This window comes from Shewanella chilikensis (assembly GCF_002836945.1).
Taxonomy (GTDB): domain Bacteria; phylum Pseudomonadota; class Gammaproteobacteria; order Enterobacterales; family Shewanellaceae; genus Shewanella; species Shewanella chilikensis.
On sequence record NZ_NIJM01000067.1, the window covers coordinates 1 to 19,913 of the forward strand.

Genomic DNA, 19,913 nt, shown 5'->3' on the forward strand with positions numbered 1-19,913 from the left:
CCGATTGTCTCTCATCAGAAGGATCGGTCAACCGATCCTTATCTGATCTACATTGGGCCGATATGCCGGGCTTTTTGTTGCCTGTTGCAAATCACTTCTACATGCAGCTTCAACCACTTAATACCTGTTAGGTTCGCATCCGGCCTTAGGGCTTGTCATGCCGCCCAAAATGTAAAATTGGTGGGCAACAAAGGGTTAAAGAAGCTGGTCAAGCGCGCCAATAAAGCTTAGGATCTGCACAGAAAACAGCACTTTTTGGAGTAATTCACCTTATGGGTATCAGAGCCATAGTCGTCGACACCGCCGGCACTACGACAGATCTTAACTTTATTCAGGATGTGCTTTTCCCCTATTCGGCCAAGGCATTGCCGGAATTTTTGGAACGCTATCAAGATAATATTCTGGTAGAGAACTGTATCAGCGACACCAAGGAGATGGCATTGGAACCGGATGCCGATCTGCCGCGGGTAATAGAAATACTCCAGCAATGGGTTGCCGAAGATCGCAAGGCCACGCCGCTGAAGACACTGCAGGGCCTGATCTGGAAACAGGGCTATGCGAAGAACGAATTTACCGGCCACATCTATCCTGACTTCATTGAAGCCATCAAGGAATACAAGGCTCAGGGACTCAGGATATACAGCTTCTCTTCCGGCTCGGTGGAAGCCCAGAAACTGCTGTTCAGCCACAGTGATGGCGGCGATCTGACCGAGCTGTTCAACGGTCATTTTGATACCCGCACCGGCGGCAAACTGGACAAGCAAGCCTACTGCAACATTATTAACACCATAAGCCTCAGCCCGAAGCAGATACTGTTTGTCTCAGACATGTTGGAAGAGCTTAAGGCCGCAGCTGCAGCCGGACTGCTCACCTGCCAGATGGTGCGTGAAGACGGGCAACGCACAGGTGGTTTCCGTCAGGTGAAGAGTTTCGCCGAGCTGAAGATTGACTGATAACCGCCCGAGTTAACTGATAAATCAAGGGGAGCCAATGGCTCCCCTTATTGTTTACAACACCTATTTCTTATCCCGGAAAATAAACGCCTGTACGGAATGTTGTTCCCCTCTTGAGACAGAGAGCCGCTGTTGTTATCCTGAGCCAACAAAAATAAAACGGTCGTTTAAATATGGAAGATTTTACTCAGCGTTACCCACAACACTCGCAAATCCCGGTGGCCTGGGGCGAAATGGATGCCCTGCAACACGTCAACAATGTGGTCTATTTCCGCTATTTTGAGAGCACCAGAATCGACTTCTTCAATCGCCATTTTCCCTTGGGTGAGATGTACAAACAGGGGATGGGGCCGGTGATTAGCGAAAACCAAGCCAGGTACAAACGTCCAGTCACCTACCCGGATACCCTGCTGATAGGGGTCAAAATCAGCGATATAGGTGAAGACAGGTTTACCATGCATTACGAGGCGTACAGCAAGGCACAGCGAGCCATTACCACTACAGGTAGCTCTGTCGCCGTCATGTACGATTTTAACAAAGGTACCAAGGCCAAATTACCGCAAGAATTGCTGGCAATTCTCAAGGAATACCAAGAATAAAGTTGGTGTTCGAGTGAGTCTCTATTACACTTTTTTCCTATTAATAAACACAATAATAAGAGAAAAGCCCCTCAATGAGACTCTTTCTGCTGTTCTTCATGACTTGCTTCATGTGCTTCCAGGTCAAATCTGCACCCGGAGCCACTTCTTCTCCTGAACAGCAACTGGCCTCGGCCAGCGCTATCTTGGTAGACATGAAAACCGGTGAAGTCCTCTATGAGGACAACCCGCAGCAGGTGCAACCTATCGCCTCAATAACCAAGTTGATGACGGCGCTGGTGACGCTGGATGCCAAGTTGCCGCTCAACGAGCGAATTGCCGTGGATGTCAGCCAAACCCAAGTCATGCAAAATGTGGTATCTCGTATCCGTATCGGCAGTGAGTTAAAACGCAAAGAGGCGCTGGCACTGGCATTGATGTCTTCGGAAAATCGCGCCGCCGCAACCTTGGCACATCACTATCCCGGCGGTTACCAAGCCTTTATCCAGGCGATGAATGCCAAGGCGGCAGAGTTGGGGATGACGGACAGCCACTTTGTCGAACCCACAGGACTGTCGGAACAGAATGTCTCCAGCGCCAGAGACTTGGTCAAACTGCTGCAGGAGACTAAAAAGTATCCTTTGATAGGCGAGCTGAGCTCGGCGCCCAACCTCAGCGTCATGTTTCGTAAACCCAGATATAATCTGGCGTTTTACAACACCAATCGCCTGGTGAACAAGAAAAACTGGCAAATTTCGCTTTCCAAGACGGGTTATACCGATGACGCCGGTCGCTGTCTGGTAATGCTGACCCAAATGGCCAAGCGGGAAGTCGCCTTTGTGGTACTGGACGCCTTCGGCAAGCTGAGCCATCTGGCCGATGCAAACCGCTTAAAAAAGTGGCTGGAAACCGGTAAAGTCAGTCAGGTTCCCCAAGAAGCACTGGACTATAAACAGCAAAAGCAAACAGAGCGTCAATCATTGCTCTCTGCCCGTTAATATTCAACACCACCGGCGACCCAGCGCAGGTTTTTGCTCTTGCGCGGTCGTCCCCATATCGGTATTTGTTATCATCCCGCCACCTTTTAAAGGCCTTTGGCCTTCGCAGTTACTGAGTCAGGAAGATGCAGTCATTTAAAAAGCACACCCTTATCCCGCTGGATCCCCGGGATCCCCTCTCCATCAGCCTGGCGCTGGCGCAATACCGGCAACAACTGCAGCAAGGTACTATTCTGCGCCAGGGCATGTTCGATATCGAATTTGTCGCCGTGACAGACAGCGGCAACCGCCGCCTGCAAATCGATGACCTGCAAGACCCAGGACTGCGCAGCCTGCTGCAGGAAGCCCTGAGTCTGGGCCCGGATGGCGAAGTATTCACGCTGCCGCCACTCATCAGTGACGAGTGTGACCTCTACCTCTCTGAACCTTTGCTGTTCGCCATTGCCATGCAACACTCTCACCTTACCCCCGAACTGCTGGCCACCGCCGATGCCATGATAGACTTCGCCCGCAGGCACAATGATCTACAGCGCATGTGGCTGGACGACAGCCGCATTTTCGGGGTCGAGGCCCTGTTTCTGCTGGCCCGGCGCATGCCCGAACTGGCCTGGCTATTGGCACGCTTTCTTATCCCCGCCTGGGACAATGTCTACAGCAATGGCTATGAGCAATATATGGCACGGCTGCTCGAACTCAATGGCTGGAGCCCGGATATGCTGCGGGCCTTTGTCTGGTGCGACAGCGACCACTTGCGCCAGGGCTTCTTCTACAGCGGCGAAACCGGCATTCAGAGTCATCAGCCACTGGCCGACTTCCTCAAGCAAAATCCGCAGCGATATCCTCTATTCAAACAGCTGTTGAGCGAGCGTTTACTCAATAGCCCGAAACTGCTCGCCGCCGAAGACCGCCCACTTGGCAGAGTCGATGCCGTGCTGCATGTCTTTGTCAGCATGTACCCGATTGAGTTTGCCTGGTTTGAAGTTGAACAGAGCGAGGGGCTGGATACCCTGCTTGAAAGCCAGTTTATTCGCGTCAGTCTCGAAGAGGAGATAAGCGACCTGCGCGCCGCCATAGAGAGCCAGGCCAGTGGCGCCCTGGCCTGTTACAGATGCGGCAAAACCGAGATCGCCGAAACCGACGCAGATGAACAAGAGGGCAGCTATCAGGATGAGGACGATGAGCGGCCGGGCAGGCTGCTGCGTTTGTTAAAGCCATTGATACTGGCGCAACCTCAAGGCGCGGCATTGTGGCAATATCTGCGTGATGGCAGCCAATCCCAGGCGCTGGCGGCTCAGCAACCAATAGCATTAATTCCCGCCTGTAAGGCCAAAGCCTTGGGGCTCTATCACTACATAGTCGACTACTGCGTTACGGCAGAATCCAATCGGCATATTGCCGAAGAGCTGAGCAGCATTCTCAGCGATAGCCGTTATGAACTGCTCTATGGTGATGAAGAAGATGTCGAAGCCTTTGCCGATATTTTGCCATCAAAGAGTCTGCAGCAAAGGCAACAGCAGTATTTACGCCTACTGGATATCTGGTTCGCTTGGCTTGGCAAACCCGAACTGGAAGAGATCCGCGAAAACCTGGTCGACGATGAAGGACTGCTCGATGATGTCCAATATCTGCAGCGCTACGGCAACCTCAGTGACACGAGTGAGCAGGCGCTGCTCGAGGCGCAACTGGTTAAACTGTTGCAGCAGTGGAACGACAAGCGCCAGGTCTACAACCGCCCCTTGTTGAACAAGACCCAAGCCTTGTTCCGGCAACACCGGCAGCTTGCCAACCCGGATAACTGGCCGCTGAGCCAAATGGAGCTCGGCCACTATGTGTTGCTGGCCTTCCTTTGGCAACAGGATAGTCTGGCCGGGTGCCATGACGCCACCAGCCGGGCGCTGAGCGAGAGATTAAACGCTAATAGCCCTTGGGAACTGCTTGCCGGGCAAGTGCTCCAGCAAGCCGCAGATGATGCCAAGCCGCTCAAGACGTTTATCTGTCGGCCCGAGTCCTCTCTTTGTGAGCTTGAGGCGCTGCAGCTGGCACAAGACCAGCTCTATCGAAGAGGGCGTGATAGTGTTGGCCGCCAATTGACCCTGGAGCCCATCAGTGACTTCCAGCCCAAATACCTATTGTTCGACAAACAAGACGGTTTTCGCCGCAGTGCCATGCTGTGCTATTTCCTGCTGGCCTCGCAGCACGCTTTCACTCACTCCTCGGCTCAGCCAAATGAGCCGCAAGCACCGGCTCTCATACTGGCCCGGCGCCTGTGGCAATGGCTGCTGGAACTGGCGCCACTCAAGCTCTTGCATTATGCCGCCATGCCTTACAGTGACGATAATTTCGCCCCTGAGTTTGACTCTGATACCGAGCGCCAGGGCTTTGTCGGTAGCATGCAATCACTCGGCGTCAGTGAAGCCCTGCTGACAGTGTTTGACTTCCAACTGTCGCTGAGCAGCGGCGATGGCGCCAACACCCTGCGCGCGCTAGCGCAGCTGAGCCCATTGACCCAGGCCTCATCGAGCCAGGCAGATCCACTGCTACAGGCACTGAGACGACTGCCGGATAGAGAGAAGCTCAATGCCTTCGAACTGCTGGAGCTGCAATTCCCCGGACAAGGCTTTATCCAACACCCTGAGCTGCAGCGGGAGTGGTCACTCTGCCTCGAGTATTTTATTCGCGACAACCTCAAGAGTTGGCAGCGGGTACTGGCTCAAGACTTTGATGGCCGCTGCCAGTTGTTGGAGCAGGGCATAAAGCAGCCTGTGGTTGCCGCACCGCAACTTGTGGTTTGCGAGCAGGCCCAAGATGACAGATGGGACTGGCTCAACGTCAGCCTGCTTCGGCGTCAGGGTGAAGAGTTGCAGGCATTATTACTGACCCAAGCGATACCGCCGGAGGGCTTACCCCAAGGTGTTCCGGGCGAGGTGCTGCTGTTTGACGAGAGTGTCAGCGCCGAGGAGATCTTGGCGACATTCAAGGCCCTGTACTCGGTCGATGCCAGGGTCGCCTTGGTCAATGCTCGACTGCAAACATACCTGAGTGGTGAATTGCCGCTGGCAGCCATGCAAGCCTGCCTGCAACGCCTGTTCGTCCTTGATGAGCTGAGTATCTACTCATCCTTCGAGCGTTATGACCTCAAGCAGTGCCTGTGGCTACTACCCACCCCAATCCGGCAGCGACTGCTGCAGCTCCTGCTTGGCTACCCATTGGGATTTGAACTGTTTGATAAGCAGCTATTGCGGGCCTTTATGGCCGACAAGGTGCGCCGCGGCGACTGGCCAGCGGCGCGATACATAGACAGGAGATACCAGGACAGCGATGAGCTGCAGGAAGCCGCGCTGAGCTGGCTGCTGCAAACCTTGGAGCCGCTGCGGCTTGAGCCGATGAGACTGCTGCGTTTTTGCCTCGGCAAGGGGGAATATGAAGCTCCCTGTGACTGGGTTGTCGCTCAACTGAGAAACGGCACGCTAACGCCCCTTATTACTCAGTTGACTGTCAATGAGAAAATCGAGCTGATCGATTGCCTGGAAGGCGACTATCCCGATGCTGCCGAGTTGCTCTCGGCGCTAGCCAACGATGGCTCCCGTCGGGTCAGAGATGCCATGGCAGAGCTTGCCTAACCGTCACCCATAGTGAACAGTTAAGGGCGCGCAGAGACTCTGCCTGGAATGGTCTCTGCCGCTCCCCTTCAAACTTCTGAATATGAGAGCATGTATCCGGCAAACAGGCTTGTTATCATCGCCGCCACTATTTCAAGGGCCTAGCCCGCACAGTAACTGAGTCAGGAAGATGCAGTCATTTAAAAAGCACACTCTTATCCCGCTGGATCCCCAAGTTCCCCTCTCCATAGCTCAAGCCCTGACTCAATACCGACATCAATTGCAGCAAAGCACTATTCTGCGTGAAGGGATGTTCGATATCGAATTTGTCGCCGTGACCGACAGCGGCAACCGCCGTCTGCAGATCGATGATCTGCAAGATTCAGGACTGCGCAGCCTGCTGCAGGAAGCCCTGAGTCTGGGCCCGGATGGCGAAGTATTCACGCTGCCGTCACTCATCAGTGACGAGTGTGACCTCTACCTTTCTGAACCTTTGCTGTTCGCTATTGCCATGCAACACCCTCACCTGACCCCCGAACTGCTGGCCACCGCCGATGCCATGATAGCCTTCGCCCGTTGGCACAACGATGTGTACAACATGTGGTTGGATGAAACCCGGATCTTTGGCGTTGAGGCCCTATTCCTGCTGGCTCGGCGAGCCCCTGAACAGGCCTGGCGGTTGGCGCACTTTCTGGTTGCCAACTGGGATAATGAAGACAGCAATGGTTATGAGCAATTCATGGCGAGGCTGCTCAACCTCAATGGCTGGAGTGAGGAGATGTTGCGAGCCTTTGTCTGGTGTGACAGTGACCGTTTGCGCCAGGGCTTTTTCTACTCGGATGAAACCGGCATACAAAGCCATCAGGCTCTGGCCGACTTCCTCAAGCAAAATCCGCAGCGATATCTCCAATTCAAACAACTGCTGAGTGAACGTTTACTGAGTTGTCCCAAACTGCTGGCAACCGAGTGGCGCACAACGGAGACTGACGATCCGGTGCAACTCTTTTTTATCAGCATGTTCCCTGCCGCTATCGACTGGTTTGACGTCCAGGAGAGTGAAGGTCTGGAGACGCTATTACAGAGCCACTTTATTCAGGCTCGGCTCAAAGATGAAATAGATACGCTACGCGCATCACTTGAACGCCAGGCAGATGGCCCTCTGGCTTGCCCGGCCGAGGGCTGGCAGCAAGATGCCGACGACAATGAGGATTATCGCCCCGGACAGATGCTACGCCAATTCAAGCCTCTGGTATTAGCGCAACCCCAGGGAGAAGCCTTGTGGCAATATCTGCAAGATGGCAGTCACCCTCAGGCTCTGGAGGCACAACGGCCGCTGGAGATACTCGCCGCCAGTCAGGCCCATGCCCCTCTGTTACATCAGCATATAGTGGATTACTGCGTTTGGGTTGAATCCAACCAACAGATAATCCATGACTTTTGGTTACTGACTTATGAAATGACCAACGAGCTACTCGACAGTGATGACAAAGACGCCGCCGACTTTGCCGATATATTGCCATCAGCGACCCCACAGCAAAGACAACAGCAGTACTTACGCTGGTTGGATATCTGGTTTACTTGGCTTGGCAAACCAGAGCTGGAGGATATACGTGAGCAAGTGGTCGATAAACTGCAACTGCTCGACCAACAGCAGTATCTCCAACGCTTCGGCAATCATTCTTAGCAAAGCGCTTGAGCGTTCCCCTTGAGGGACGCTGAGCTTAAAACTAACTCCCGGTGATAGCGGCGCCGGGCTCACTCCCGCAGCAAAGGCAGCAGACGCTGACGGATCTCATCAGGAATAGGTCGACTCTGCTCACAACTGTAGTCGTAGTGCACCAGAGTGGTCTTGGCTTCGGCGGTCAACAGCTCTCCCTGCCAACTCTGCTGCAATACTTCGAACGAACTGTTGCCTATGCGGCTGACCGAGGTCAACACCCTGACTGTCTTGCCGTAATAGGTGGGCGCCTTAAAGGCGATGGTGAATCCGGCCACTATCAGGTTCCAGTTAGTCAGATCCAGACCTGGGTTGAAGATTTCGAACACAGGCTCTCTGGCGGCTTCAAACCACACGGGCAGCACAGTGTTATTGATATGGCCCAGGCCATCGGTTTCATTGAATCTGGGTTGAATATCCAGGCTTAACGCTTCCATAGGGTATCCTATTGTTATTATTGTTGATTAAAACTCGCACTTGTCTTTGCAGACCTCAGCTTACCATTCATGGAACATAGCTCAACCATCTTGCCTGCCGCCGTAATCCAGCTGAGGTGTCTCCTGGATCGTAAGTCTTCGGGGGCAAGAGAAAACGATAAAAAAATCAGGAGAAACAAGCCTGTAAGCCTGCTCGACTGGAATAGCCCTTCCATATACTACTTGCTTGAGAAATAACCTTGGCAACAAGGCCAAGCTTGGGCGCCAATACTACAACAGCCAAGATTGAACCTAAAAGAATCGTGATATTAAAAAGGCTGCCTAAGCAGCCTTCTTCGGACTTAACCACCATACATGGCGTTAATTTCGCGGGAATACTTGTGATAGATCATCTTGCGTCTGAGCTTGAGCGTCGGGGTGATTAAACCCGCCTCCATAGAGAAGGCCTCAGGTAACAGGGTAAACTTCTTGATCTGTTCAAAACCCGCCAGCTCCTGTTGCAGGTGTTTGAGCCTTTCTTCAAAATGCTCCACCACATGGCTATGACGTATCAACTCCAGCGGCGACTCATAACGGATCCCCTTCTGTCTGGCCCAAACCTCCAGAGCTTCAAAGGCAGGAACGATTAGCGCCGTCACATAGTTACGGGCATCGGCAATCACCGCCACCTGTTCGATGAAAGGGCAGCAGCCTACTTTGCCCTCGACCCGCTGCGGCGCAATATACTTGCCATTGGAGGTCTTCATCAGCTCTTTGATCCTGTCGGTGATAAACAGATTGCCCTGTTCATCCAGGTAGCCGGCATCCCCTGTTTTGAGCCAACCATCTTCGAAGGCCTCGGCAGTATCTTCGGGGCGGTTAAAATAACCACGCATCACGGTATCGCCGCGAACCAAAATCTCATTCTCGGCCCCGAGACGAATTTCCACTTCGGGCATACAGCGGCCATTGGAGCCTGTCACTATGCTCTCCAATGTATTACAGGTAACAGTTGCCGTGGTTTCTGTCATGCCGTAGCCACACAGCACCGGCAGATTGATAGCTGAGAAAAACGCCGCGACCTTGGCATCCAGGGCTGCACCACCGCAAGGCATCAACCGCAGACGACCGCCGAGAGCCGCTCTGAGCTTGCCATAAACCAGCTTGTCAGCCAGATACCACTGCAATGACAATTTTTTACTGGGTTGAGCCCGGCCCTGCATCACTTCAAACTGGCGCTCGCCTACAGCCAGTGCCCAGGCAAATAACTTGCGACTGCCATTTCCGGCCCGGGTCACTTTATCCTGTACCGCGCTGTAAACCTTCTCCAGGAATCTGGGCACCACACACAAGGTATGAGGACGAACGGCGGCAATAGCTTCTTTCACCCTGTGAGTGTCAGTGAGATAGACATTTCTGCCACCACGACTGAGTACATAGAAGGTCCAACCACGCTCATAAACATGACTCAGAGGCAGAAAGACCAAGGAGACCTGATCCGCTTCAAAGGGGATCAGCTGAAAATGTTGGCGCATGGCTGAAGCGAAGTTACGCTGATCCAGCATTACCCCCTTGGGATCGCCTGTAGTGCCTGAGGTGTAGATCAGAGTCAGCAGATCATCCAGAGTGGCATTCTGTTCGCGGGCGACCAATTCAGTGCGTGCTTCTTCGGTCACAACTTGGTTCAGCAATACATCCAAATGATGATGATGCAGTTTTTCCAAAGTAACATGTTTGTCAAACACCACCACTAGTTCCAATGTCGGACACAATGCTTCTAGCTGACAGGCCAGCAGATACTGAGCCTTATTGGCCACAAACAAGACTTTGGCGCCGGCATCATTGATGATATAGGCAGCTTGCTTCAGGGTGGAGGTAGGGTAAACCGGCACCACAACGCCACGGGCACGAACGACGCCGACATCGGCGCAAGTCCACTGCGGGCAGTTATGGGACAGGATCACGGCGCGATCCTGAACTTCAAAGCCGTTGGCAATCAGGATTCCGGCGATAGCAGCACTGATGCGGTTAAATTCATTCCAGCTGACCTTATCCCAAGGCGCAGCCACTTCGAAGCCTTCCAGGGCGATATCCTCTGCACGCGCTTCAAGCTGCTGACGCAAGAGATGGGTGATTCTGTACTGCTCTAGAGACATAACTCAGTTTACCTTTTTAGCTTACAGCTGTTCCGCTTTTTGCGATTCTACCCCATGGTTCAAGTAAACATAAGAGCTTTTGCTCTAGTTTCGTACAGTATCACGCTCCACTCATAGAGATCAGACCAGTTGTGGTATCAAGGTTCAACGACTCCTGTACGCCATAATCTATGGCTACAACGATGAAACACTACTAGCGCCAATACCAGCATAATCAGGTCAAAGCTCAGCCAAACAACGCTGCCCGAACCTTGTTGTAACCCCCGTGCCAGGCCGGAACTCCAAGTAGAATTGACAATAAACAGCAGCATGGCGCCAGCCAGATAGCCTTTCTGGTGGCTGATACTTCCCAGCGCCAGGAGCAGCGCCGAGCCCCAGAGAGCCGCCAGCAATTGGTGCACTCCAGCTAAGCCATGGGTTTCGCCGACGAACCAATCCAACATCAGGATCAAGGTTAACATCAGCCCCAACAACGCCAGCAATCGGGTTTGACCGCGGGCAAATGCGGTCGTCAACCCAGCAAGACCAGTATGCCCAGGCAGCAACAGCAATAACTCAGCCCCTCGCCAGCGTTGCAGCCGACTCCAGTGCACCAGGGAGCAGATGAGCATGGCTAACTGGCCGGCGATATAAATCACCGGCAATTGTTTATGCCAACCTAAATTAACAAGTATTAACAGCAGACTGCTGCCCGGCAGCAGGATCAGCAACCAGCTCAAGGTGGGGCCGATGAAAAAATTGACCGGATGCAGCCAGGCTTCCAACCTCAGCAGCGGCTGCCATATCCCCAGCCTTGGGCCTAAAACCCAACCCGCCTCCAGCCCATTGAGATAGATGCTACGCGCCTGTGGGTGCCAGCAAAGCAAGCGTAACTGTCTGGCGAGCATGACCAATAACACTGTCGTTGCCAACCACCAGCTCCAGGCGGGTAACAGACGGGCAATAGACTCGCTGATTGGCAAACCCAAGAACAGCAGTACCGACCAGTAAAAACACTTCGGATAGCGCAAACATGCCAGTACAAACGCCAGCCCCAGACTCCAGGCAACACCTTGAATAGCCAAATTCGCAGGTGAAATCGCCAAACAAATAAGCTGAACCAGTATCGCCAGCACTGTGGCCTGCAGCAGTAGCGCCTTTTTAAAACCCGGCACCAATACCAGCCATTCACAGGCGGCCAGACGATTGGATTGCCAGGCAAAGGCGGCACATCCAGAGAGAATTGCCATTGCCTGGAACATCCCGGTCTTGTCGCTATCCCCACTCAACTGTATCACCAGGGCCAAAAACAAGCCCAGTCCGGCCGTTATCAGGAAGCTGACACTGCCGATATCTTTAAGCCATAAGGCAGGGAAAAAAGCCAGCCTCATGGATGCAGCTCCATAAACAGCTGCTCCAGATTCAGGCGGCGGGCATCTATCATGCCGGGCAAGGCCTGCCCCCGATAACCATCCACCACACAGCCGGCACGGGTTGTCGCCAACAGCCGCATGGATTCAGGCAACTGGATGTCACTGTCTGCAGCGAACTTCAGCAAACGCACCTCCTCCCTGAGCGCATCTATCTCCTTAAACAGCAGTAATTCCCCTGCTTTCAACAACGCCAGATGACTGGCGACCCGTTCCAGATCTGAAGTGATATGTGATGAAAACAGTACAGCGGAACCTGATTCCAACGCCAGCTCGAACAGATCAGCCATAAAACGACGTCTGGCAACGGGATCCAGACTGGCCACTGGCTCATCCAACACCAGCAACTGGGGTCGATAGGCCATTGCCATAATGAGCGCCAGAGACTGACGTTGTCCCCCTGAAAGCCGTTGCACCTGAGCTTTGAGATCCAGACCGAAACGCTGCAACCATTGTTGCTGCAACTCCATGTCCCACTGAGGATAGAAACTGCTGTGCATGGCCAGCGCCCGCTCGACACTGAACCCCTCATAACCGAAGGGCTGCTGCGGCACATAGCCCAAACGCTGCTTATGGCCTGAATCCAGCTGCTGCGGCGCCTGTCCCAGAGTCGTCACCAGGCCACTGTCACAGGGAATGATCCCAAGCGCAATACGCATCAGGGTCGATTTACCGGCGCCATTGGCACCAAGCAGCCCTACCACCATCCCTGGCTCCAACTGCAGATCTACCGCGGTTAACACAGATTTGCCGTCGAAGCTCTTGTCGACCTTAGTGAAACACAATAATGACCCGGCTGGCTGTTCCATACTTTTCCCTGTTATTCCTTGGTTTGGGGCCAATATTTGACTATCAGCTGCTGCAGCCCCTGCTGCGACAACCCCAACTGCTGCGCCGTTGCCAACAAGTCTTCAAGCTGCGGCGTTATTATGGCCTCGGCCGATAGACCCTGATGAGCCTGGCGCTGGGCTACCCGGGTTGCCTGGCCGCGTCGCCGCTCCAGCCATCCATGCTCCACCAACTGCTGCACCGCCCTGGAAACTGTCATGGGGTTTACAGCCAGATGCTCAGCCATCTGCCGCACCGAGGGCAATACGGTTTCCTCGGGCAACTGACCGCCGACGATCAGATGAATAATCTGCTCGCTCAATTGGCGGTAGATGGGGTCGCCGCTGCTGGGGTTGACATGCAATAGTTCTAACATTAGCCTTGAAACACTGTATTAATACATTGATACAGTAATTAAACTAACACAATCCGGCAGGAATACCAAAAAGGGACACAAGCATGAAGCAAAGGAACTTTGGCCAACAATACTGGCCTGCCGTAACCAGCATGCTGTTGTTGGCACTGGGGCTCTGTTGGACGCCTCTGAGTCAGGCACAGACAGCTTCCGACAGCACAGGCTGTTATATCGACGGTCTATCTGAACGTCTGCGTTGTGGCACAATTCGAGTCGCGGAGGATCCGCAACAGCCCGATGGCCGCCAGTTGGCAATCCACTATGCCGTCTTGCCGGCCATCAAGAATACCGCCCCCGATGAAGCCGTACTGGCCATCGCCGGCGGGCCGGGACAGTCGGCCATCGAAAATGCCGCCACCTTCAACCTGATCTTAAGCAAAGTGCGTCAAAACCGGGACATATTGCTGATAGATCAGCGTGGCACCGGCCAGTCCAACGCCCTTGAATGTACGGCGTTGGATCTGGAACAAACCTTAGCCTATAACGACGAAGCGCTCGATGTCGAACAGGAAACCCGTAACTGCCTGAGCAAGTTGGATGCCGATATCAGCCAATACGGCAGCGAGCAAGCATTGCACGACTTCGAAGCGGTTCGCCGGCATCTGGGTTATCAGAAACTGCACCTTTATGGCATCTCCTACGGCAGCCGCATGGCCCAGCTCTATATGCGCCACTATCCCGAGGCACTCAAGACAGTGACCCTGGATGGCGTCGTGCCTATGCAGCAGAGCGTGCTGGCCATAGGTGCCGCCATTGGTCGGGCCCAGGATCTGCTGCTGAGCGATTGTGAGCAGGACGCTTTGTGCGCTCAAACCTACCCACAGCTGCGTCAGGAACTGAACCAGCTGGCCGAGCGCCTGGGGCAACATGCGGTGATGAAGAAGGTGCCTCATCCGGTAACCGGCGATATCGCCATGCTGACCCTGACCCGTAGCAAGTTGCTCGGCAGCCTGAGAATGGCGCTCTACAGCCCCTCGGTCAGAGCCTTGCTGCCCTACGCCATCCACCGGGCGGCCATGGAGGAATACCAACCCCTGCTGGGATTAATGGCTCTCAGTGTCGATAGCACAGGTATCGCCATGGGCATGCACGCCGCCGTGGTTTGCGGTGAAGACTGGCCCAGATTGACCGCCGCCGAGCGCCAGCAGGCCGAGGCCAGCGTCATAGGCAAAGAGATGCTCAGCAGCCTGGACAGAAGCTGCCCTATCTGGAATGTCCCGGCCGCGGCGGCCACCTTTGCCGAGCCGATAACCAGCGATATCCCCACCCTGCTGCTTTCCGGAGCCAAGGACCCCGCCACGCCGCCTTCCTGGGGCGAGCTGGCCATGGCCCAGTTGAGCAACGCCAGGCACTTGATCTCCCCCTATGCCACCCATGGTGTTGCCGCCCAGTCCTGCGCCAATGAGCTAATCGCCGAGCTGGTCAAGGGCACGGCGCCGGACAAGTTGGATGGCGAGTGTCTCAACAAAGATGTGCGTCGCAGTTTCTATCTCAACGCCAGCACAGTGGAAGCCATTCCAGGAGGAACAAAATGATCAAGGTGACCAATCTGAGTAAGCGCATCGGCAAGGTTCAAGCCCTGGATGGCCTGAGTTTCAGCGCCGAAGATGGCATGATTACCGGCCTGCTCGGCCCCAACGGCGCCGGCAAGACCACCTGCCTGCGCACTGTATTTGGCCTGCTGAAACCGGACGAAGGCATAGCCGAAGTCGACGGCATAGATGTCGGCCGCAATCCTCTGGCGGCCAAGCAGCAACTGGGGTTGTTTCCGGATCCCTTCGGCCTCTATGAACGCCTGAGCCCGAGGGAATATATTCGTTTCTTCGCTGAACTCAGCGGCATGCCAAGTAAGGCCGCCAAGCAGGCAACCGCCGATGTGCTCGGCAAACTCAAGATGGACGATATTGCCGACCGCCACTGCAAGGGCTTTTCCCAGGGGCAGCGGATGAAGACGGCACTGGCTCAGGCCATAGTGCATCAACCGACCAATATTATTCTCGACGAACCCACCCGCGGGCTGGATGTAATGAGTACCCGGGTACTGCGGGAGCTGCTGTTGGATCTCAAACGCCAGGGCCACTGTGTGCTGTTCTCCAGCCATGTGATGCAGGAGGTCGCAGCCCTCTGTGACAAGGTGATTGTCATGACCCAGGGACGCGTGGTAGCCGTTGGCAGCCCGGCCGATCTATGCCGTCAAACCGGTAAGGAGTCATTGGAAGATGCCTTTATACAACTGATAGGCACGGATGAGGGGATAGCCGCATGATGAGTCGACTCTTGACACTGGTTCGCAAGGAACTGCTGGATGCCGCCCGCGACAAGCGTTCTGTAATGGCAGGTCTCTACTATGCCATAGGCACGCCGTTGATCATGTGCGGTCTGTTTGTGGTGCTGATTGGTCAGCTCTCCAGCCCGGATGATCTGCAAATTCGCATAGACAACGCCGAACAGGCGCCGGATCTGGTGCGCTATCTCGGCCAGAAGGGGATCAATCAGGACAGCGGCGAGCAGGCAGGCGCTCTGATACTGCAGATAAGCGAGCAATATCGGGCGCAGATGGCCAAAGGCGAAAGGGCCGAGGTGATCCTGATAGCCGACAACTCGGATGAAAAGCTGCAGAAATCGATTCGCCGTCTGGAGCGGGCACTGCAAGGTTATTCCTCCGAAATGGGCAGCCTGCGCCTACTGGCCCGCGGCATAGACCCCAGGATAATGCAGCCGATTAAGGTGCAATTGCAGGATCAGGCCACGCCAGACTCCAAGGGCGGAATGATCCTCGGAATCGCCATCTTCACCATGATCTACTCGGTATTTATTTCCGGGATGAATCTGGCGATAGATACCAGTGCCGGCGAACGTGAACGCAACTCATTGGCGCTACTGCTGAGTCACCCTGTCACCCCGGGGCAATTGGTTATCTCCAAACTGCTGGCGGTAACTGTGTTTGCCATGCTGGGCTTGATGCTGATTTTGCTGATCTCCAAGTTTGCCTATCCCATGGTGCCCTGGCAGGAGCTCGGCTTCAGCATCAGTATCAGCGCCGAGTTTATTGCCCTGATGCTGTTGATAGGCTTGCCGGTCGCCCTGCTGGCCGCCAGCATGCAACTGTTTGTGTCCTTCCTGGCCAAGACCTTCAAGGAAGCCCAGTCCTATCTGACCATAGTGCTGTTCGTGCCCTTGGCCCTGGCAATGACCGCCAGTTACGACATAGCGCCGGACACCTTGCAGTGGTTGCCGGTTTCGGGGCAGCAACAGGCATTGATGGCCTTTATCAAGGGTAAGGAGTTGCCGCTGCTGCAGCTGTTGGTATCCAGCTTGCTGACGTTGGCTATAGCCGCAGCCCTGGTGCTGGGGCTGGAGCGCTCCCTCAAGAGCGAAAAGGTGGTGTTCGGCCTCTGATCCAAACCCCAAGGCCGCAAAAGAAAAGGCAAGCCGAGATTCAATGTTGGCTTGCCTTTCGATTGACGAAACCCCGAAACCCGCCCCCCGAAACCCAAGGGTATCGGCAGGATAAAAACCTGGGTGGCGCTTATTTCGCCTTGGGACGAAACGGCTTGATCACTGTCTCGTCGCATTCGAGGAAGGGGCCTTCCATCAAATCGATGCAGTAAGGAATCGCCGGGAATACCGCATCCAGGCACTCACGAATCGACTTGGGCTTACCCGGTAAGTTGACTATCAGGGTGTCGTCTCTCAGCCCGGCGGTTTGCCGTGACAGAATCGCCGTTGGAACAAACTTGAGTGACTCGGCGCGCATCAGCTCGCCAAAGCCAGGCATCATACGGTCGCACACGGCTTCGGTCGCCTCGGGCGTAACATCGCGCTTGGCCGGCCCTGTTCCCCCAGTGGTCACCACCAGACAACAGCCGTCTTCATCGGCCATCCGCTTGAGGGTGGCTTCAATCACCGCCCTCTCGTCCGGGATCACTTCATAAACACTTTCCCACTCACTGGTGAGATAAGCATTGAGAGTCTCTATGATCGCCTTACCGGAAATGTCTTCATAGACTCCGGCGCTGGCACGGTCACTAACGGTTACTATCCCGATTTTGGCTTTGGCCATGCTGTTCCCCTTGGCAAAAATGCTTGTGTTGCAGTGGCGCCTAACATACCACAATTAGGCTTTCCTGCCCCCATCAGCGGGAGCATTTTGTCGTCTCGGGGGCGGGAGTCTCAAGAGGCTTGGTTCTCAGCCTATGCCAGGCGCTCAATACCAGCAGATACAGGGTCGCCACCACAAACGCCAGCACAGTTCCCCAGGCAATGCCGAGCCGCGGATAGAGCCAGCTCACCGCAATCACATAACACATGAGTGACCCCAGGCCTCTGGGATAATGCTTGATAATGGTTTGCGCCTGCGGCGCACCATAGGCCAGATGAATGATCAACAAAAACGGATAAAGCGTAATGGGGAAAGCGGCCAGAATACCGGCCTGAGCCGGCGTCAGCAGTTTGGCCGCCGCCGTGACCAACAGCACTATTATGGCGGCTGCCGCAGCCCTAAGCAGCAATACCAGTGGGCTGAGGCGAACGGGCTTGGCTACTGTGGCATCCGGTATTTTGGCAAGCACCAAACCCACAAGCACAATCGCCAGCAGCAGCGCCAGGCTTCCGCCGAGGAGATTAAGATTCAACAGACTCAGAAGATAGCCACTGAGGCCAAAGGCCAGCAATCCCAGCCCTGATCCCAGCAGTGCCACTAACGGCAGTGGCCGCTCGCCGCCGAGACGAATACCCAGGGCATAACCACAAATCAGCAGCAACGAAGCGATAAAACCGGACAAGGCCGCGGTGGCACTGGCGGCAGCAAAGGGCTCACCCAATTCAATGCCGATAAAAAACAGCGCGATAGCCGTACCAAGCGGATAGCCGGACAAAATACCCGCCACTCTGGGGCTGACCCGCTCGGCCACCAGCGACAGGCCCACCACGGCTATGATGGCGGTCGCTATTTTGGCGAGTAACAGGCTATCCATTTCCCTTCTCCCGACACTAGAGCAGGCGCCTGGCCTGCCAATACTTTTGCTTCCAGTAGCTGTTATCCAGCGATGAGATCATCACCCCCTGACTGGTAGAGGCGTGCATAAACTCATTGTTGCCTATATAGATCCCCACATGGCGGCTACTCCAGCCAGTCTTGAAGAACAGAAGATCGCCCACCTTGAGCTGGCTTTTCTTGACCGCGAACCCCAGCTTGCGCTGTTCCTCCACTGTGCGCGGCAGCATGATGTCGCTCAATCGCCGGTAAGTCAGGCTGACAAAGCCCGAACAGTCGACACCTCGCTTGCTCATGCCTCCCAAACGATAGGGAACCCCATGCCATTCTCGCTGCATCGTCAGCAGCCGCTGCTGTGACAGGGGCGCTTGCTCAGAGCGCTTGGCTTCAGACTCAGTGCCGTCTTGGGGCCTAGCCACAGTAGCCGGAGCGGAAACAGGATCGGGACGACCAGAACAGCCACTCAGGGCGCCCAACAACAGGAATGTCGCCAATATCTGCCACAGCTGCATGCTCTTTCCAACTCAGATGCCATTGAAGAACCCCTAATGTGCAATAAGCCGCCGCTATTTGCAAAAATCTGTGGTTAACATTGAGTTTTCCTCGGCCAATAAAGCAGATATTTCAATTGAGCTAAGAGGTTTTCATTTAAACCGGCATGCCAAAGAGTCACAGCGACCAGAGCTCTAACCAAGCGGAAGAGCTTCCCTTCAGGAACTATACTCAGCAAGATCCCGTAAGGAGGTTGTTATGCCTAAATTCATCATTGAAAGAGACTTACCCGGAGCCGGAGGTTTATCCACGGCAGAGTTTCGTGAAATCTCACAAAAGTCCTGTGCCGTGTTGGAAGATATGGGGCCGAAGGTCCAGTGGGTAGAGAGCTTTGTGACCCCAGATAAGATCTACTGCGTTTACATAGCCCCCAATGAGACACTGGTGCGTGAACATGCGGAAAGGGGCGGTTTTCCTATCAATGCCGTCAATGAGGTGAAACGTTCAATCGACCCAACGACGGCGGAGTAACTCAAAAGGGACTTTGCTTGTCCAAAGTCCCTTGTATCCTCAAGGACACCCCAACGTAGCCGAAATCCCCGCTGGCTTATCGCAAAAGACAGGACAGAACAAAAAGACAGGACAGCCATATCTTTTGAGGACGAAAAGACAGGACAGCCATATCTTTTGAGGACGAAAAGACAGGACAGCCAAATCTTTTTGATGTTTCGCCCAGCCTTGACTAGGCTTTGAAATACCCATCAAAGCTCAGTCGAGGTTGGTTATGACCACCGCCCGTCGCCAGTTGATAGATGCTGAAAGTACACCCTTTTACCACGTGATTAACCGTTGCGTGAGAAGGGCATTTTTGTGTGGTGAAGATGCACTGTCGGGGCGCAGTTACCAGCATAGACGTGGCTGGATAGTGGATAAAATCAGAAAAGACAGGACAGCCATATCTTTTTGATGTTTAGCACAGCTTTGACTAGGCTTTGAAATACTCATCAAAGCTCAGTCGAGGTTGGTTATGACCACCAGAGAAAAGACAGGACAGCCATATCTTTTTGATGTTTAGCACAGCTTTGACTAGGCTTTGAAATACTCATCAAAGCTCAGTCGAGGTTGGTTATGACCACCAGAGAAAAGACAGGACAGCCATATCTTTTTGATGTTTAGCACAGCTTTGACTAGGCTTTGAAATACCCATCAAAGCTCAGTCGAGGTTGGTTATGACCACCGCCCGTCGTCAGTTGATAGACGCTGAAAGTACACCCTTTTACCACGTGATTAACCGTTGCGTTAGAAGGGCATTTTTGTGTGGTGAAGATGCACTGTCGGGGCGCAGTTACGAGCATA

The 19,913-nt window shown here is 54.2% G+C and carries 17 protein-coding genes and 2 pseudogenes; 11 read left to right on the forward strand and 8 right to left on the reverse strand.

Annotation, left to right across the window (positions count from 1 at the left end; genetic code table 11):
- The first annotated feature begins 272 nt into the window (after nt 1–272).
- From mtnC to CX651_RS18030, 5 genes are all read left to right on the forward strand, one after another.
- Nucleotides 273–953: an acireductone synthase gene (mtnC, locus tag CX651_RS18010; RefSeq protein ID WP_101057375.1), complete on the forward strand. Its 681-nt coding sequence runs from the start codon at nt 273–275 to the stop codon at nt 951–953.
- 173 nt (nt 954–1,126) lie between these two features.
- On the forward strand, nt 1,127–1,552 hold the full coding sequence (locus CX651_RS18015; RefSeq protein WP_101057377.1) for an acyl-CoA thioesterase: 426 nt from the start codon (nt 1,127–1,129) through the stop codon (nt 1,550–1,552).
- Between the two features lie 74 nt (nt 1,553–1,626).
- On the forward strand, nt 1,627–2,529 hold the full coding sequence (pbpG, locus tag CX651_RS18020; protein WP_101057379.1) for a D-alanyl-D-alanine endopeptidase: 903 nt from the start codon (nt 1,627–1,629) through the stop codon (nt 2,527–2,529).
- A gap of 125 nt (nt 2,530–2,654) precedes the next feature.
- Complete coding sequence (locus tag CX651_RS18025; protein WP_101057381.1) at nt 2,655–6,149, forward strand: hypothetical protein; 3,495 nt, start codon at nt 2,655–2,657, stop codon at nt 6,147–6,149.
- A 169-nt stretch (nt 6,150–6,318) separates the two neighbouring features.
- Nucleotides 6,319–7,812, forward strand: a complete 1,494-nt coding sequence (locus CX651_RS18030) for a hypothetical protein (protein ID WP_101057383.1) — start codon at nt 6,319–6,321, stop codon at nt 7,810–7,812.
- 71 nt (nt 7,813–7,883) lie between these two features.
- Here CX651_RS18030 and CX651_RS18035 read toward each other — a convergent pair whose 3' ends face one another.
- The 5 genes from CX651_RS18035 to CX651_RS18060 all read right to left on the reverse strand — a co-directional run bounded on the left by CX651_RS18035 (nt 7,884) and on the right by CX651_RS18060 (nt 13,030).
- Nucleotides 7,884–8,282: an acyl-CoA thioesterase gene (locus tag CX651_RS18035; protein WP_101057385.1), complete on the reverse strand. Its 399-nt coding sequence runs from the start codon at nt 8,280–8,282 to the stop codon at nt 7,884–7,886.
- Between the two features lie 341 nt (nt 8,283–8,623).
- Entirely contained in the window at nt 8,624–10,417 is a 1,794-nt protein-coding gene (locus CX651_RS18045) for an AMP-dependent synthetase/ligase (RefSeq protein WP_101057389.1), read from the reverse strand.
- A gap of 137 nt (nt 10,418–10,554) precedes the next feature.
- A complete protein-coding gene (locus CX651_RS18050) occupies nt 10,555–11,787 on the reverse strand; it encodes a hypothetical protein (RefSeq protein ID WP_101057391.1) in 1,233 nt (410 codons plus the stop codon).
- The gene (locus CX651_RS18055; protein ID WP_039034580.1) at nt 11,784–12,635 is read right to left on the reverse strand and encodes an ABC transporter ATP-binding protein; all 852 of its coding nucleotides are present in this window, start codon (nt 12,633–12,635) and stop codon (nt 11,784–11,786) included. Before CX651_RS18055 ends, CX651_RS18050 begins: the two co-directional genes overlap by 4 nt.
- Nucleotides 12,636–12,646: 11 nt before the next feature.
- Nucleotides 12,647–13,030, reverse strand: a complete 384-nt coding sequence (locus CX651_RS18060; RefSeq protein WP_101057393.1) for a GntR family transcriptional regulator — start codon at nt 13,028–13,030, stop codon at nt 12,647–12,649.
- An 83-nt stretch (nt 13,031–13,113) separates the two neighbouring features.
- Here CX651_RS18060 and CX651_RS18065 point away from each other — a divergent pair, with 83 nt between their 5' ends.
- The 3 genes from CX651_RS18065 to CX651_RS18075 are packed head-to-tail and all read left to right on the forward strand — an operon-like array spanning nt 13,114 to nt 16,468.
- Nucleotides 13,114–14,604, forward strand: a complete 1,491-nt coding sequence (locus tag CX651_RS18065; protein WP_101057395.1) for an alpha/beta hydrolase — start codon at nt 13,114–13,116, stop codon at nt 14,602–14,604.
- Complete coding sequence (locus tag CX651_RS18070) at nt 14,601–15,335, forward strand: ABC transporter ATP-binding protein (protein WP_028780402.1); 735 nt, start codon at nt 14,601–14,603, stop codon at nt 15,333–15,335. The genes CX651_RS18065 and CX651_RS18070 overlap by 4 nt, the downstream gene beginning before the upstream one ends.
- The gene (locus CX651_RS18075; protein WP_373296866.1) at nt 15,332–16,468 is read left to right on the forward strand and encodes an ABC transporter permease; all 1,137 of its coding nucleotides are present in this window, start codon (nt 15,332–15,334) and stop codon (nt 16,466–16,468) included. Before CX651_RS18070 ends, CX651_RS18075 begins: the two co-directional genes overlap by 4 nt.
- A gap of 130 nt (nt 16,469–16,598) precedes the next feature.
- Here CX651_RS18075 and mog read toward each other — a convergent pair whose 3' ends face one another.
- The 3 genes from mog to CX651_RS18090 form a co-directional block, all read right to left on the reverse strand.
- Nucleotides 16,599–17,132 carry a molybdopterin adenylyltransferase gene (gene mog / locus CX651_RS18080; RefSeq protein WP_025009110.1) on the reverse strand — a complete coding sequence of 178 codons (534 nt, stop codon included), beginning with the start codon at nt 17,130–17,132 and terminating at the stop codon, nt 16,599–16,601.
- A gap of 73 nt (nt 17,133–17,205) precedes the next feature.
- Nucleotides 17,206–18,045, reverse strand: a complete 840-nt coding sequence (locus tag CX651_RS18085; RefSeq protein WP_189577825.1) for a hypothetical protein — start codon at nt 18,043–18,045, stop codon at nt 17,206–17,208.
- A gap of 16 nt (nt 18,046–18,061) precedes the next feature.
- Nucleotides 18,062–18,577, reverse strand: coding sequence for an NlpC/P60 family protein (locus CX651_RS18090; RefSeq protein ID WP_101057397.1), 516 nt, complete (start codon nt 18,575–18,577; stop codon nt 18,062–18,064).
- A gap of 238 nt (nt 18,578–18,815) precedes the next feature.
- On the opposite strand from CX651_RS18090, the gene CX651_RS18095 reads away from it, so the two are divergent.
- From CX651_RS18095 to CX651_RS18105, 3 genes and pseudogenes are all read left to right on the forward strand, one after another.
- The gene (locus CX651_RS18095; protein ID WP_071476313.1) at nt 18,816–19,088 is read left to right on the forward strand and encodes a DUF4242 domain-containing protein; all 273 of its coding nucleotides are present in this window, start codon (nt 18,816–18,818) and stop codon (nt 19,086–19,088) included.
- 253 nt (nt 19,089–19,341) lie between these two features.
- Nucleotides 19,342–19,497, forward strand: a pseudogene (locus CX651_RS18100) (alpha-amylase family glycosyl hydrolase); the annotation flags it as partial.
- Between the two features lie 289 nt (nt 19,498–19,786).
- A pseudogene (locus tag CX651_RS18105) lies at nt 19,787–19,913 on the forward strand (alpha-amylase family glycosyl hydrolase); the annotation flags it as partial.